At 41.1% G+C, this 14,556-nt stretch carries 18 protein-coding genes; 11 read left to right on the top strand and 7 right to left on the bottom strand.

The features are described 5' to 3' along the window. Positions 1-227: nucleotide exchange factor GrpE (gene grpE / locus PSN35_RS02785; protein ID WP_300029118.1), on the bottom strand; the 227-nt coding region annotated here is incomplete at its 3' end. Between the two features lie 91 nt (positions 228-318). On the opposite strand from grpE, the gene PSN35_RS02780 reads away from it, so the two are divergent. After that, entirely contained in the window at positions 319-1,140 is an 822-nt protein-coding gene (locus PSN35_RS02780; RefSeq protein WP_300029115.1) for an NAD(+)/NADH kinase, read from the top strand. 13 nt (positions 1,141-1,153) lie between these two features. Continuing rightward, positions 1,154-2,821: a DNA repair protein RecN gene (recN, locus tag PSN35_RS02775; protein ID WP_300029111.1), complete on the top strand. Its 1,668-nt coding sequence runs from the start codon at positions 1,154-1,156 to the stop codon at positions 2,819-2,821. Between the two features lie 55 nt (positions 2,822-2,876). On the opposite strand, the gene PSN35_RS02770 is transcribed toward recN, so the two are convergent. After that, positions 2,877-4,163, bottom strand: a complete 1,287-nt coding sequence (locus PSN35_RS02770; RefSeq protein ID WP_300029108.1) for an FAD-dependent oxidoreductase — start codon at positions 4,161-4,163, stop codon at positions 2,877-2,879. 97 nt (positions 4,164-4,260) lie between these two features. On the opposite strand from PSN35_RS02770, the gene PSN35_RS02765 reads away from it, so the two are divergent. From PSN35_RS02765 to PSN35_RS02725, 9 genes are read left to right on the top strand one after another with little or no spacing between them, the layout of a single operon-like run. Further along, on the top strand, positions 4,261-4,596 hold the full coding sequence (locus PSN35_RS02765) for a hypothetical protein (protein ID WP_300029105.1): 336 nt from the start codon (positions 4,261-4,263) through the stop codon (positions 4,594-4,596). Next, the gene (gene atpB, locus PSN35_RS02760; protein ID WP_300029102.1) at positions 4,578-5,441 is read left to right on the top strand and encodes a F0F1 ATP synthase subunit A; all 864 of its coding nucleotides are present in this window, start codon (positions 4,578-4,580) and stop codon (positions 5,439-5,441) included. The genes PSN35_RS02765 and atpB overlap by 19 nt, the downstream gene beginning before the upstream one ends. Before the next feature lie 39 nt (positions 5,442-5,480). After that, positions 5,481-5,717: a F0F1 ATP synthase subunit C gene (atpE, locus tag PSN35_RS02755; protein ID WP_199401940.1), complete on the top strand. Its 237-nt coding sequence runs from the start codon at positions 5,481-5,483 to the stop codon at positions 5,715-5,717. A gap of 42 nt (positions 5,718-5,759) precedes the next feature. After that, the gene (locus PSN35_RS02750; protein ID WP_300029096.1) at positions 5,760-6,230 is read left to right on the top strand and encodes a F0F1 ATP synthase subunit B; all 471 of its coding nucleotides are present in this window, start codon (positions 5,760-5,762) and stop codon (positions 6,228-6,230) included. A gap of 9 nt (positions 6,231-6,239) precedes the next feature. Next, positions 6,240-6,788, top strand: a complete 549-nt coding sequence (locus tag PSN35_RS02745; protein ID WP_300029093.1) for a F0F1 ATP synthase subunit delta — start codon at positions 6,240-6,242, stop codon at positions 6,786-6,788. A gap of 27 nt (positions 6,789-6,815) precedes the next feature. Continuing rightward, positions 6,816-8,357 carry a F0F1 ATP synthase subunit alpha gene (gene atpA, locus PSN35_RS02740; RefSeq protein ID WP_300029091.1) on the top strand — a complete coding sequence of 514 codons (1,542 nt, stop codon included), beginning with the start codon at positions 6,816-6,818 and terminating at the stop codon, positions 8,355-8,357. 45 nt (positions 8,358-8,402) lie between these two features. Then, positions 8,403-9,266 carry a F0F1 ATP synthase subunit gamma gene (gene atpG / locus PSN35_RS02735; protein ID WP_300029088.1) on the top strand — a complete coding sequence of 288 codons (864 nt, stop codon included), beginning with the start codon at positions 8,403-8,405 and terminating at the stop codon, positions 9,264-9,266. 37 nt (positions 9,267-9,303) lie between these two features. Continuing rightward, entirely contained in the window at positions 9,304-10,683 is a 1,380-nt protein-coding gene (gene atpD / locus PSN35_RS02730) for a F0F1 ATP synthase subunit beta (protein WP_300029085.1), read from the top strand. Beyond that, the gene (locus PSN35_RS02725; RefSeq protein WP_300029082.1) at positions 10,684-11,100 is read left to right on the top strand and encodes a F0F1 ATP synthase subunit epsilon; all 417 of its coding nucleotides are present in this window, start codon (positions 10,684-10,686) and stop codon (positions 11,098-11,100) included. Here the strand turns inward: PSN35_RS02725 and PSN35_RS02720 are convergent. The 5 genes from PSN35_RS02720 to yidC form a co-directional block, all read right to left on the bottom strand. Continuing rightward, positions 11,097-11,396, bottom strand: a complete 300-nt coding sequence (locus PSN35_RS02720; RefSeq protein ID WP_300029079.1) for an MGMT family protein — start codon at positions 11,394-11,396, stop codon at positions 11,097-11,099. The genes PSN35_RS02725 and PSN35_RS02720 overlap by 4 nt on opposite strands. Continuing rightward, complete coding sequence (gene kdsC, locus PSN35_RS02715; RefSeq protein ID WP_300029076.1) at positions 11,393-11,926, bottom strand: 3-deoxy-manno-octulosonate-8-phosphatase KdsC; 534 nt, start codon at positions 11,924-11,926, stop codon at positions 11,393-11,395. Before kdsC ends, PSN35_RS02720 begins: the two co-directional genes overlap by 4 nt. Further along, positions 11,923-12,441 carry a 1,6-anhydro-N-acetylmuramyl-L-alanine amidase AmpD gene (gene ampD / locus PSN35_RS02710; RefSeq protein ID WP_300029073.1) on the bottom strand — a complete coding sequence of 173 codons (519 nt, stop codon included), beginning with the start codon at positions 12,439-12,441 and terminating at the stop codon, positions 11,923-11,925. Before ampD ends, kdsC begins: the two co-directional genes overlap by 4 nt. A gap of 8 nt (positions 12,442-12,449) precedes the next feature. Beyond that, positions 12,450-13,322 (bottom strand): TauD/TfdA family dioxygenase, encoded by an 873-nt coding sequence (locus tag PSN35_RS02705; protein WP_300029070.1) that lies wholly within the window; start codon positions 13,320-13,322, stop codon positions 12,450-12,452. Then, on the bottom strand, positions 13,315-14,556 hold a 1,242-nt coding region (gene yidC / locus PSN35_RS02700), incomplete at its 5' end, for a membrane protein insertase YidC (protein WP_300029067.1). The genes yidC and PSN35_RS02705, both read right to left, overlap by 8 nt.

Raw genomic sequence — 14,556 nt, 5'->3', positions numbered from 1 at the left:
TCCAAGGCAAATTTGTGGGCGTTTTCCAAATCTTTGGCGTTACGGCGTTTAAGATTTTCCATTTCAGCTTGAGCTCGGACAACTTTATCCCAGTTGTCTTTAGCAGATTGTTGGGCCGCTTCTAGTTGAGTTTGTAGATCATCTTCAGATGTCTCTTGTTCGGCAGATTCAACCTGCTCATCTTCAATTTTTTCAACAGTTTCTTCTTGCGCTTGCTTTTTTGTCATCTTGATGTCCAATTAATGTATATTTATAGCTAATTATTAGCTGGTTATATAGTGGCTATTTTAAAGAATTCAACCTTGAGTGATTAAGAAAATGTTTAATACAATTGGCATCATTAGCAAACCATTTGATTCTGTGAGTGAGGGCACAGCAGAGGAGTTGCGTGTTTTTTTAGAAAAGCAAGGCATTGTAGTTGTTAAAGGCATTGCCATTATTGAAGATCAGGCTGATTTGATTGTTGTAGTGGGCGGTGACGGTTCCATTTTAAATACTGCGCGCACATTTGTTGATGACAACATTCCAATATTGGGTATTAATTTAGGACGCCTTGGTTTTTTAGCTGATGTATCAGTTGATAAAATGTTCGATATCGTCTCCGAAGTATTGGCAGGAGAGTTCACTAAAGAAGAGCGCTGTTTGCTGGATTGTTCTATTGAGCAAGATGGTGAAGTTGTCCATCAAAGTGTGGCGCTTAATGACGCGGTTATTAATCGTCAAGATGCTTTAAAGATGATCGAATTTGATGTTTATATTGACGGTAAATTTGTTAACAATCAGCGCGCTGATGGCTTAATTGTTACTACACCTACTGGATCCACAGCGTATGCACTATCTAGCGGCGGCCCAATTATGCACCCGGGCGTTAATGCGATTGGCTTGGTGTCTATTTGCCCGCACACCATGAGTCACCGTCCCTTATTAATTCCGGGCGATAGTGAAGTTGTGGTGCGTATTAATGAGGCCAGTGAAGGGGTTAGTGTGCATATTGATGGGCAGAACACATTCCCAGTCTCACCAGGTCAAGAAATTCGCTTGCGACAGCACGGCAGTTTTATTCACTTGTTACATCCAAAAAACTATGATTATTTTGAGATTATTCGCTCAAAATTGCAGTGGGGATCTAAGCTGTCATAAGCCTGGTTGACGTATGTTATCGCAGTTATCTGTTAAAAATTTAGCCGTTGTTGAAAAGCTAGACTTGTCTTTTGAGTCTGGCATGAGTGCGGTTACGGGTGAAACGGGCGCGGGAAAATCTATTCTATTACAGGCGCTTAGTTTGGCATTGGGTGTTCGAGCTGATTCAAATTTAGTGCGCCATGGCAAGGACAAGGCCGAGGTAAGTGTGGCCTTTTCAGTGGATAAACAGTCGGTGGTTCAAGCATTTCTGACAGATCAATCTTTAGATGATGAGGGCGAATGTATCTTGCGCCGCGTGATTACTAGTGATGGCCGTTCAAAGGCTTTTGTTAATGGTAGTAGTGTGCCGTTATCAGTTGTTAGATCATTAGGCGATTTACTGATTGATATCCATGGCCAAAATGAACACCAGTTATTATTGAGACCTGATCAGCAATTGCAGTTGTTGGATGGATATGCCCAATTAGAAGTGGATAAAAGAGCGCTCAATCAGGTGGTTAAAGACTATCAATCATTGGCTGAAAAAATTGAGCAACTAACCAACAATCAGGCATTGATTGAACAGCAGCAGGCGCTGTATTCGCACCAACTTGAAGAGCTTGATGAGGCGATGCTTGATCAAGAAGAGCTCAACACTATTGAGGCAGAATTTAAAGTGAGCGCTAATGCGCAAGCTATTACTGAAAAGGCTTCTATGGTCTTGGCGCAACTTGAAACAGAGACAGGCGCTAATGCTCAATTACTTTCTTTAAGTGCCACCTTGTTAGAAGCGCTTGAAATGGATGAAAAATTGCAACCAAGTGTTGAGTTAATCAACTCAGCACAAGTGCAAACACAAGAAGTCATTTATGAGCTAACGCAGTATTTGAGCAATTTATCAACCAATGAGCAGAGTGCACAAGACATGGAGGCACGAATTTCTGAGTTATACGAACTAGGCAGAAAACATCATTGTCAAATTGAAGAGCTGCTGAGCGTGCGCAATCAAATTGAGCGGCAGCTATTGGAGATTGGCGGCGGTGCTAGCTCATTGGCACAGATGAATCAGCAGTTGTTAGAGATTGCCCAGCAGTATCAGCTTAAGGCACAGGCCTTATCCAAAGCTCGAACCGATAAGGCCTTGGAATTGTCTAATTTGGTGACTGATATTATGCAAGTGTTAGGCATGCCAGGCAGTGAATTTAGCGTAGCGCTTAATCAAAAGTCAGACGGCGTACATTTAAATGGCAATGAGCGTATTGAGTTTTTAGTTAAGACCAATATGGGTCAAGATTATAAGGCGCTTAAAAAAGTGGCCTCAGGTGGTGAATTATCTCGTATTTCTTTAGCCATATCGGTGGTCAGTAGTGATAGTGAATATACACCTACCTTAATTTTTGACGAAGTTGATGTTGGCATTAGTGGCGCAGTTGCAGAGGTGGTGGGTAAAAAATTGCAAGACTTGGCACAACACTATCAGATTATTTGTATTACCCATTTGGCACAGGTAGCCAGCTTCGGTCATCAACATTTACAGGTGCGCAAAAAACAGCATGAGAAAGGTGTGCAAACAACGGTGTCTCAGTTGTCTATGGACGATCGAATTGAGGAAGTGGCACGGATACTTGGCGGTGCCACCATTACCGAACAAGCAAAATTAACGGCAAAAGAAATGATTCTTAATAGTCAGCCTCAATAAAGGACACCTCCAAAAACCCCATAAAAAACCGCTTTCGCGGTTTTTTAATTTAGCCTTATTTTTTCTTTAATCGTTCAATGCCCAGCATTTTAAAGATGTACTTCTGATAAGATGGCTCTGGATTACCGGTTTTCATGTTTCTAATGAAGAACTTCTCAAAGGCAATTTTTGCCAGGTGCATCATTTTGCCTTTTTTGGCCCAAGTGACGTTTCTAGGTGGAATTTGTGGCATGGCCACAAAGGCGGCACCGGTATCACCCATATCGGCAATACACACTGCATTCCAAGTTGGATGATGTGTTGGTTTTTCACCGGCAATCATCTCTTCGATGTTGTGAACAATCGCAGTTACCATAGATTCAATCATGTAGCCTGTTTTTGGTGTGCCACACATAACCGGTGTTGCTTCAACCGGTGGAATGGCAATATTAACACCTAATGAAAAAATGTTGTCTTTAACAGGCGATTGTTGATAATCATTAACCATAACAAAGCCGCGTGGATTAACATAACCAGCATCAACATTGGCCAAATTTGCAACGGCATCAACACCTTTAAAGGCCGGTAACATCATGGTGTGCATGGTTGCCACTTCATGGGTTTTAATGGTTGCGCCATTGTCATCAACTTGTTCAACCGTAACTGTATCTGCAGTCACTGATGCGACTTTGGCGTTAGTAATCCATTTAATGTGTCGCTGTCTAAATTCTGACTCAAGTAGACCTTTAGAGTCACCAACTCCACCTAAGCCTAAATGACCAATGTAAGGTTCGGCCGTGACAAAAGTTATTGGACATTTATCTCGAATACCGCGTTTTTTAAGATCGGTATCCATAATTGTTGCAAATTCATAAGCAGGACCAAAACAAGAGGCGCCTTGTACCGCGCCAACCACAATTGGGCCGCCGCCATTTTTACAAAATGCTTCCCATTCATCTGAAGCAATCTTGGCATGGGCAGTTGTGCAAATTGAAACGCTGTGACCATCAGGGCCCAATCCTTCAACCTCATCAAAGGCTAATTTAGGGCCGGTTGCAAGCACTAGGTAGTCATAATCAACTACTTGGTCACCCACCATAACTTGATTGTCATCTGGTTTAATTTCGGTGGCCTCACCAACAATAAGATTAATATCTTTGCGCTTTAATCGAGGCGCTAGCTCAAAGCTAATATCATCTTCACTTCTCCAGCCAACCGCTAACCAGGGGTTGGATGGAATAAAGTTAAAATTTGGATTATTAGAAATAACGGTAACTTTATGACTCTTACCTAAAGTTTTTTTAATATCGTAAGCAAAAGGCAGGCCGCCCGTACTTGCGCCTATCACAACAACGTGTGCCATGGCAATTCTCCTCAATAGTTTTTAGTTCAAAACAGAACCATTATTGAGAGTCTCAATCATTTTGTCAAGTGCGGTTTGTCAACTAAAAACAAGGCCCGTGAAAAAAAAGAAAAATAGTCAGTTATTTTCACTAGAAAAACGATATTTGCTAGTATATAATATGCGCTCTATGGAATACGTTGTCGGCATTTTGATTGCAGTATTAAATCAAGGCCTGCTTTATTGGCGAATGCAACAGCTTGAGCATAAGAATATTGTGGAACCGAAGCAAGTGGTTAACTTGGCAAGGATTTCATTAATAGAAAGGCTTTTGCTAATTGGTATTGTGTTGGTTTTAGCCATGCAACGTTTTGATCCATTGAGTGTTATATTGAGTTTTTTTATTATTAATTTGGGTTTTGCTTTTTACAAACAATGTCAGTTGAAACAATAACATCTTCAGAATATATTAAGCACCATTTACAGAACCTGACCTATGGTCAAGTTGATGGTCAGTGGCAATTTGCTCATACAGCAGCAGAAGCACAAGCAATGGGCTTTTGGTCAGTTAATGTTGACTCAATGTTTTGGTCGTTAGTGACCGGTCTGGTGTTTTATTTTGTATTTCGTTCTGCTGTAAAAAAACCAGCAACCGGCGTACCATCAGGTTTCCAAAACTTTATTGAAATGATGATTGAGTTCATTGATTTCAGTGTTCGCGATTCTTTCAAACACAAGAACAAATTAGTAGCGCCAATGGCGTTGACTATTTTTGCCTGGATCTTCTTGATGAACTTTATGGATCTGATTGCTGTTGATTGGTTGCCACAATTAGCAGCTGTTACTGTTGGCGCTATGGGCGGCGATCCACACGCTGCCTTCTTTAAAGTGGTGCCATCAACGGATCCAAATATTACCTTTGGTATGGCGTTATCTATTTTTGTACTGATTTTATATTACAGCATCAAGCATAAAGGCTTGGGCGGATTCTTATCAGAATTGTTATTCCACCCATTTGGCAAGTGGTTGTTGCCGGCAAACTTATTGCTTGAAGGTGTGGCATTAATTTCTAAGCCGATTTCATTAGCACTGCGTTTGTTTGGTAACATGTATGCGGGTGAAATCATCTTTATTCTTATTGCTATTATGTATAGCGTAGGCATTGGGTTTGGTGTGTTTGGTGGTTTATTACAGATTGGTTGGGCATTGTTCCACATCTTAATTATTACTTTACAAGCCTTTATTTTCATGACACTAACGATTGTGTACATGGACATGGCTCATGACAAAGAGCATTAATTTTTAATTTTTTTTATATAATTTCACAGGAGAAATAATATGGTAATGGAAAGCGCAATTTTGTATGTTGCAGGAAGCATCATGATGGGTATGGGTGCATTAGGTGCAGCGATTGGTATTGGTCTATTGGGTGCTAAAGTACTAGAAGGTGCAGCACGTCAGCCAGAGTTAATTCCAATGTTAAGAACTCAGTTCTTTATTTTCATGGGTCTTGTAGATGCGGTACCAATGATTGCTGTTGGTCTAGGTCTATACGTACTATTCGCTGTAGCATAAGTTTTTAACGTTTTTTAATTCTTAAGTAGAAGGTAAGTCCTCATGAATATAAATGCTACATTAATTGGACAATCAATTGCATTTTTCATTTTTATCTATATGGTCAAGCAGTATGTTTGGCCACCGCTAATTGCGGCCATGGAAGAGCGCCAAAAGCGCATCGAAGGTGGTTTGTTAGCAGCGGAACGCGGGTTATCTGAACAAGCAGAAGCTGAGCAAAGAGCGCAAGAGTTAATTAGCCAATCTAAAGATCAGGCGGCAGAAATTATCGCCAACGCTTCTAAACAGGCATCGTCAATGGTTGAAGAGGCTAAGGATGATGCAATTCAGGCGGCAGAAAAAGTTAAGTTTGCTGCAGCTGCTGAACTAGAGCAAGATAAAGTTCGTGTGCGTAATGAATTGCAAGAGCAAGTTTCTGATTTAGTCATGCAAGGCGTTAGCGCTGTATTGTCGAAAGAAGTAGACGGCAAGGCTCACAAGGCCATGTTAACCAAATTGTCTCAAACACTCTAACTTCAGATTATGGAACTAGTAACCATCGCCAAACCTTATGCTAATGCAATTTTTGAAATTGCACAGCAAGACAAATCTCATCAAGATTGGAAGGTTGTATTAGAAGCGGCCACCTCGGTGATAGCGGATGCTCAAATGCAGGCATATATTGAATCACCAAGCGCCTCTAAGCAAGAAAAAAGCGCAACGATTCAACAGTTGGTTGCTAGTGTGATTGATCGCAAACTTAATAACAAGGAAAATGAATTCTTGTCATTAGTGTTAGATAATGGCCGTACGCAAGCATTGCCAAGTATTTTTGCTTTGTTTGAAGATCAAGCTAATGCGTTTGATGATGCAAAAGCATTTCAGGTGATTAGTGCGTACAAACTCACTGCCGCTGAAGAAAAAAACATTGTTGCAGATTTAAGCGCTAAATATAACGCTTCAGTCAGCATTGAAACAACTATTGATGAGTCGCTTGTTGGCGGTCTGATTATTAAACTAGGGGACAAAGTGATTGATTTATCAATCAAAGCTCGTACTGATGAGTTAAGCTTACGTCTAGCAACACATTAATTATAAATTTATATAAAAGGAAGATTTATGCAATTAAACGCCAGTGAAATTAGTGATTTAATTAAAAAACAAATAGAAGGCTTTGACTTCGCTGCAGAAGCACGTACAGAAGGTACCGTGGTTAGTGTTAGTGATGGTATCGTTCGAATCCATGGTCTAGCTGATGCACAATTTGGTGAAATGCTTGAATTTCCAAATAACACATTTGGTATGGCGCTTAACTTGGAGCAAGATTCAGTTGGTGCGGTTGTATTAGGTGATTACCTTCACCTTTCTGAAGGTGATACTGTTAAGTGTACTAACAAACTAGTAGAAGTGCCAGTTGGTGAAGCAATGCTTGGTCGTGTTGTTAATCCACTAGGTCAGCCAATTGATGGCAAAGGCGCAATCGATACAACTGATTCGTTGCCACTAGAAGTAATGGCTCCAGGTGTTATTGAGCGTAAATCAGTTGATCAGCCAATTCAAACAGGTGTTAAAGCGATTGATGCAATGGTACCCGTTGGTCGTGGTCAACGTGAGCTGATCATTGGTGATCGTCAAACAGGTAAAACCGCTGTAGCGATTGATGCGATTATCAACCAAAAAGACACAGGTATTCGTTGTGTTTATGTTGCTATCGGTCAAAAGGACTCATCAGTGGCAGCAGTTGTTCGTAAGCTTGAAGAGCACGGCGCATTAGAAAATACGATTATTGTTAATGCGGGTGCGGCGTCATCTCCAGCACTTCAATACATTGCACCATATGCTGGTTGTTCAATGGCTGAGTACTTCCGTGATCGCGGCGAAGATGCGTTAATTGTATATGATGATTTAACAAAGCAAGCTTGGGCTTACCGTGAAGTATCACTATTATTGAAGCGTCCACCAGGACGTGAAGCTTACCCAGGTGATGTATTCTACTTACACTCTCGTTTATTAGAGCGTGCATCGCGTGTGAATGCCGAGTACGTTGAAATGATGACAAACGGCGAAGTTAAGGGTCAGACAGGTTCATTAACAGCCTTGCCAATTATTGAAACTCAAGGTGGTGACGTGTCGGCGTTTGTACCAACTAACGTTATTTCAATTACAGACGGTCAGATCTTCTTAGAAACTGACTTGTTTAATGCGGGTGTACGACCTGCGATTAATGCAGGCTTGTCAGTATCTCGAGTAGGTGGTGCTGCACAAACAAATATTATTAAGAAGCTAGGTGGCGGTATTCGTCTAGACTTGGCGCAATATCGTGAATTACAAGCCTTTGCACAATTTGCATCGGATCTTGATGCTGAAACTAAGGCGCAAATTGATCGTGGTCAGCGCGTGACAGAGCTAATGAAGCAAAAGCAGTATGCGCCACTATCAGTAGCAGAATTGGCAACTTCATTGTTTGCTGCTAACTCAGGCTCACTAGATGATATTGAAGCAAATAAGGTTGTAGACTTTGAAGAAGCGTTGTTGAACTACATGAAGTCAAATCAAGCAGATTTAATGGACAGTATTAACACATCGGGCGATTACAACGATGATGTTGCAGGCCAACTGCAAGCAGCAATTGATGACTTTAAAGCTAACCATACTTGGTAAGTTGATAGAGATTAGTGGAACCAGAAACTAAATAGGGCACCGAGAATGGCAGCAGGCAAGGAAATTAGAACACAAATCGCGAGTATTAAAAATACTCAAAAGATCACGTCAGCCATGGAAATGGTTGCTGCTTCTAAGATGAAAAAAGCCCAAGACAGAATGGAGGCTTCACGCCCATATTCTGAAAAAATTACTAAGGTAATTGGTCATTTGGCTAATGCCCACCCTGAGTTTGAACACCCTTATATGAAAGAGGTGGGTGAGGTTAAGCGAGTTGGTATTATTATCATCTCCAGTGACAGAGGCTTGTGTGGCGGTCTAAATACCAATCTATTTAGAAGTTTGTTAAAAGATGTGGCTGATTATCAGGCCAAAGGTATCGAGGTTGATATTTGTACCATTGGTAAAAAATCAACCTCATTCTTCAAGAATTCTGGCTTAGGCATTAAATCAGTTTTAACTGATTTGGGTGATGCGCCACATTTTGACGATTTGTTAGGTACGGTTAAGGTGATGTTAGACGCTTATGATAATGGTGAAATTCAGCAATTATCCGTAGCTTACAATAAGTTTGAAAACACCATGACTCAGGTGCCAACAACGGCACAATTGATACCAATGGTTGCATCAGACGCCGAAGGCATGGACCATCGTTGGGATTATATTTATGAGCCCGATGCAGAAGAGGCATTAAGCGCCCTATTGGTTAGATACATCGAAGCCATTGTTTACCAAGGACTGGTTGAAAACATTGCTTGTGAGCAATCCTCAAGAATGATTGCAATGAAGAGTGCAACGGATAATGCAGGTGATATGGTTGATGAACTTGAATTGGTTTACAACAAAGCAAGACAAGCGGCAATTACTCAAGAGATTTCAGAAATCGTGAGTGGTGCGGCAGCAGTATAAAAATTAAATATAGAGATTTATAAAAAGGAAAAGCAAAATGAGCAGCGGAAAAATTACACAAATTATTGGAGCGGTTATTGATGTCGAGTTTCCTTCAGACGGCATTCCAAACATTTATGATGCCTTAACTGTTACTGAAACAGGTCTTACCTTAGAAGTGCAACAGCAATTGGGCGACAATACAGTTCGTGCAATTGCAATGGGTGGCTCTGAAGGACTTAAGCGCGGTATTGAAGTAACAAATACAGGTGCACCTATTCAGGTTCCGGTTGGAACTAAGACGTTAGGCCGCATCATGAATGTTCTAGGTGATCCAATTGACAACGCGGGTGAAATTGGCGAAGAGTCAAGAAGTGCCATTCACCGTGCTGCTCCTGCTTATGATGAGCTTGCTCCTGCTGCTGAACTATTAGAAACAGGTATTAAGGTAATTGATTTGGTTTGTCCGTTCGCTAAGGGTGGTAAAGTTGGTTTATTTGGTGGTGCCGGTGTTGGTAAAACAGTAAACATGATGGAGCTTATTCGTAACATTGCGATTGAGCATTCAGGTTACTCTGTATTTGCCGGTGTTGGTGAGCGTACTCGTGAGGGTAACGACTTCTATCACGAAATGAAAGAGTCAAACGTATTAGATAAAGTATCGCTAGTTTACGGCCAAATGAATGAGCCTCCTGGAAATAGACTACGTGTTGCATTAACTGGCTTAACAATGGCCGAAGCTTTCCGTGATGAAGGACGTGACGTATTGTTATTTATTGATAACATCTATCGTTACACACTTGCGGGTACAGAAGTATCGGCACTATTAGGTCGTATGCCTTCAGCGGTAGGTTACCAGCCAACGCTAGCATCTGAAATGGGTGCATTACAAGAGCGTATTACTTCAACGAAGACAGGCTCAATTACTTCAATTCAGGCGGTATACGTACCGGCGGACGATTTAACTGACCCATCTCCTGCAACAACCTTTGCTCACTTAGACGCAACAGTTGTATTGTCACGTCAAGTAGCTGAGTTAGGTATTTACCCTGCGGTAGATCCATTAGACTCAACTTCTCGTCAGCTTGATCCGTTAATCGTTGGTCAAGAGCATTATGATACAGCGCGTAACGTACAGGGTGTATTGCAGCGTTATAAAGAGCTTAAAGACATTATCGCTATTTTGGGTATGGATGAATTATCTGAAGAAGATAAGCAAGCTGTATCTCGTGCACGTAAAGTTCAGCGTTTCTTGTCTCAGCCATTCTTTGTTGCTGAAGTATTTACAGGGTCACCTGGTAAGTATGTTTCGCTTAAAGATACGCTATCTGGTTTCCAAGCTATCCTTAATGGTGAGCTTGATGATATTCCAGAGCAAGCATTCTACATGACGGGTTCTATTGAAGAAGTTCGTGAAAGAGCTGCGGAGAAAGCGTAAATGTCAATGATTCAGGTTGATATCGTTAGTGCTACAGAATCACTTTACTCCGGTGAAGTGAAGTGTGTATTTGCGCCTGGTAGTAATGGTGAGCTGGGTATTTACCCTCAGCATTTACCTTTATTATCAACGCTACGACCTGGTGAAGTGCGTGTTGAAACTGAACAAGGCATGGAGTCAATCTATGTATCTGGTGGAATTGTTGAAGTGCAGCCATCAGTTGTCACCATCTTTTCTGATACTGCGATTCGTGCCCATGATCTTGATAAGTCTAAAGCTTTAGAAGCAAAACAAAGGGCTGAAGAGGCTATGGCTAATGCTGATACAGATCAGGATATTTCATCAACACAGGCAGCACTTGCTGAGTCAATGGCACAGTTGCAGATGATTTCTAAAATGCGTGGTAAAAAACTTTAAAGACAGATTTTATTAAAATCAACAATCTTATTGTTTATTACTTGAACGCCTTCTTTTTGAAGGCGTTTTTGTTTTAGTGCCAAACCAAACGCATAGTCACCCAACTCTCCATTTGATTTAACCACTCGGTGGCAGGGCACTTTAGGTGCGTTTGTATTTTTATTCATGGCACTGCCAACGGCCCGATAGGCGTTTGGATGGTTAATCAATCTGGCAAGTCCAGCATAACTGATAACTGATCCAGCCGGTACTTTTTCAACCAGCGTATCGTAGCAAAGTTGTTGAAATCTAGTCAAGCCAAATAAGCGCTCATGGCAGAATCGTAATTATCCTGAGCCTTTAAGATGAAATCACACATCTCTCTAACGGCGCCATGACCACCTAGTTTTTCTGTTACGATACAAGCATTGTCTTTAACCAGATCATGTGCATTAGCAACAGCTATAGGCAGGCCAACGTTGCGCATCACTGGCAAATCAATCACATCATCACCCACATAGGCCACTTGCTCAGGAGAGAGGGACAATTGATCGAGCAGTTCTTGATAGGCGATTTGCTTATTGCTCTGTCCTTGATAAAAGTGCTCAATACCTAAATTACCCATTCGATGAGCAACATTTGGCGTGTTTCTAGCGCTAATTACTGCAGGCTCGACACCAGATTGCTTGAGCAGTTTGATGCCCAGACCATCAAGAGAATTAAAGCGTTTAAGCTCGATTCCTTCATCAGAAAAATACAGGCCACCATCAGTCAGGACGCCATCAACATCAAAAATAATTAACTTAATTTTTTGAGCCTTAAGATAGGCTATATTTAATAATTTCATGTTAATTTACTCCAGTTAAATGATGCGCCAGGGTCTGTTTTTCTGCCAGGTGCAATGTCACTATGTCCCACAATATTGGTAATGGGATAATTAGCCTTTAGAATTGATAATACTTGATTTAGTGCCTGATATTGCGATGTTTCATAGTCTTGCGTGTCAGTACCTTCTAGTTCAATGCCAATTGAATAGTTGTTGCAATTCTCAACTTGGTTAAAGCAAGACTCACCCGCGTGCCATGCGCGCTGATCAAAGTTTACAAATTGTACAATCTCACCAGTGCGTTTAATGAGCAAATGTGCAGACACTTTAACACCAACTAGTGTGTTGAAATACTCGTGCTTATTTATATCGAGCTTATTGGTAAAAAAATCTTCAATATAAGGTGTGTTAAACTTCCTGGGCGGTAATGATATGTTGTGAATAACAACGAGCGATATTTCGCTCTCTGCTGGTCTCTGATTGAAGTTTTCAGAAGGAACTTGGGTGGCGATATCCAATTGATGGTTAGTAATCATAGTGATTATTATAACGCTGTCTGTATCTGATTAAAATAGCGCCCTCTAAGCATTAGTCGTGGATGATTGCTGTCATCTGTAAATGATCGGCGAGTGTGTAGAATATTGTTGCAAATTAACCCTTGCCCTGCTTGCATGGTATGAGTAAAGTGATGCTGTGTTTGTTTCGCAAGGAACTCATCTAATAAGTTAACCGCCTCGACAATTTCAGCTGAATTGTAAAATTCAATATTTTTTTTGCGTTGTGTGTAGCGCATTGATAACTGCTGACTAAACTCATCAATAAAAAAGATGGGTCCGGTTGATGTTGGGCGTCTGACCACACCATCAACCACATGCTGAGGAATGCTCATAGCCTGCGGGTGACACAGCGCTTTAATCACATCATGATTTTGCTCTCGTAAGCGTAAGTAGACGATCTGATGGTCGATCCATTGATTTTCACCACCGCTCAATGCCGGGTTTGCGCAGAATAGTGAAAAAGCCCGAATTCGATTGTCAATAGGATTGTAATAGCCATCAGTATGCCAGCCAATTGCGCGATCAGTGTAAGGGATAAACTCAGCCTGATCTCTTTGTTCAGTTCGGGTAATGTGTGCCAAGCCCTGATCTTTGACATACAAGTGCTGGTCAAATTCTTGCAGACCAAACTGTTGATTAAAGCGAACTAGGCTAGCCTCAATATTGCTAGGTATGGAGGTTTGAAATAGAGCGAAATTATTCGCACCACATAAACGCAAAATTTGATTTTTCTCAGCATCGGTTAGACAGTTGAGATCATCAACTTCAACCAAACAAGCATCAAGGCTACTTGCAATATTAGCCAGTTTGTCATCTCGCCAGAATTGATAAGCATCTGGCGAAGTGATGATGTTAGCCATTAATACGTTTATTGATGAACCACTGTTGTGCGATCGACAATATGTTGTTAACCACCCAGTAAAGTACAAGACCTGATGGGAACCATAAGAAGAAAATGGTAAACACAAAAGGAAGAGACATCATAATTTTAGCTTGCATCGGATCAGGTGGCGGCGGGTTGAGTTTTTGTTGAACAAACATAGAGGCGCCCATAATTAATGGCAAGATATAGAATGGATCTGGTGCTGCTAAATCAAGCAAGTACCAGAAAGGTGTTTGGCGTAACTCCACCATTTCTAACAACACCCAGTATAGTGAAATAAAGACTGGAATCTGCACTAGAATCGGCAAACAACCTGCTGCTGGATTGATTTTTTCTTTTTTGTAAAGTTCCATGGTCTTTTGACCCATTTTTTGTTTGTCATCGCCGTAGGTTTCTTTTAGTTTGGCGAGTCTTGGAGATAGTTTGCGCATGCCTGCCATTGAGCGGTAAGATTTTTCACTTAATTTGTAAAAAGCAAGCTTAATTAAAATCGTTAAGATGATAATGGCGTAACCCCAAGATTGTACAAATGAATAGATCCAATGCATAACTTCAGACAAAGGCTTGGCAATAATAAATAGTACGCCGTAGTCAACTGTTTTGTCTAGACCAGGCGCCAGGTTATCAATAATTTCTTGTTCTTTAGGGCCGATATAAAGTGCGTTGTTAGCTAGTGTCGCTGTTGCACCCGGGGCAATATTTTGGGCCGGATTAACAATTGTGAGTAAATGTTTGCCGTTGTTATTCTTGGCTGAGTAACTATGGGTATTTTGCGCCTCTGGAATCATGGCGACAAAAAAGTAATGCTGAATCATGGCCATCCAGCCACCTTTTGAAGTGGTTTTCGGTTGGTCATTGAACTCATCAAATTCAATTTTTTCATAGACGTCTTGATCGTCATATTTTGCGCCACCTGTGTAAGTTGGCATCATCATATTTGATTGATCAATTTCATTGCGAACTAGCTGGGTGTAGCTAGTAACATCAACCGCATTATTGGTATTGTTGGTTACTTGATAATCGGTATTAACCACGTAACTTCCCTTGCTAAAATGGTAGTTCTTGGTGACGATTGTGCCATTATCTGCTTTCCAAACTAGTGGTACAACGAGTTTGTCACCCTGCATTTGATAATGTGATTGGCTGGTGCTAAAAGTTGAGTGATGGGTTGGCATTTCAGCACTTGGTAGTAAGCCGCTTTGTGCCTGAAA

This window comes from Candidatus Thioglobus sp., from assembly GCF_028599055.1.
Taxonomy (GTDB): domain Bacteria; phylum Pseudomonadota; class Gammaproteobacteria; order PS1; family Pseudothioglobaceae; genus Thioglobus_A.
The sequence above is the reverse complement of the archived record's forward strand: the minus strand, read 5'-3'. Positions and strand labels throughout refer to the sequence as shown.

Bases quoted from the DNA above. Each gene is read 5' to 3' on its own strand.
- PSN35_RS02780 (WP_300029115.1), top strand. From the start codon at position 319: ATGTTTAATACAATTGGCATCATTAGCAAACCATTTGATTCTGTGAGT.
- recN (WP_300029111.1), top strand. From the start codon at position 1,154: ATGTTATCGCAGTTATCTGTTAAAAATTTAGCCGTTGTTGAAAAGCTA.
- PSN35_RS02725 (WP_300029082.1), top strand. From the start codon at position 10,684: ATGTCAATGATTCAGGTTGATATCGTTAGTGCTACAGAATCACTTTAC.
- atpA (WP_300029091.1), top strand. From the start codon at position 6,816: ATGCAATTAAACGCCAGTGAAATTAGTGATTTAATTAAAAAACAAATA.
- atpG (WP_300029088.1), top strand. From the start codon at position 8,403: ATGGCAGCAGGCAAGGAAATTAGAACACAAATCGCGAGTATTAAAAAT.
- PSN35_RS02705 (WP_300029070.1), bottom strand. From the start codon at position 13,322: ATGGCTAACATCATCACTTCGCCAGATGCTTATCAATTCTGGCGAGAT.
- PSN35_RS02770 (WP_300029108.1), bottom strand. From the start codon at position 4,163: ATGGCACACGTTGTTGTGATAGGCGCAAGTACGGGCGGCCTGCCTTTT.
- kdsC (WP_300029076.1), bottom strand. From the start codon at position 11,926: ATGAAATTATTAAATATAGCCTATCTTAAGGCTCAAAAAATTAAGTTA.
- atpE (WP_199401940.1), top strand. From the start codon at position 5,481: ATGGTAATGGAAAGCGCAATTTTGTATGTTGCAGGAAGCATCATGATG.
- atpB (WP_300029102.1), top strand. From the start codon at position 4,578: ATGTCAGTTGAAACAATAACATCTTCAGAATATATTAAGCACCATTTA.
- ampD (WP_300029073.1), bottom strand. From the start codon at position 12,441: ATGATTACTAACCATCAATTGGATATCGCCACCCAAGTTCCTTCTGAA.
- PSN35_RS02750 (WP_300029096.1), top strand. From the start codon at position 5,760: ATGAATATAAATGCTACATTAATTGGACAATCAATTGCATTTTTCATT.
- PSN35_RS02745 (WP_300029093.1), top strand. From the start codon at position 6,240: ATGGAACTAGTAACCATCGCCAAACCTTATGCTAATGCAATTTTTGAA.
- atpD (WP_300029085.1), top strand. From the start codon at position 9,304: ATGAGCAGCGGAAAAATTACACAAATTATTGGAGCGGTTATTGATGTC.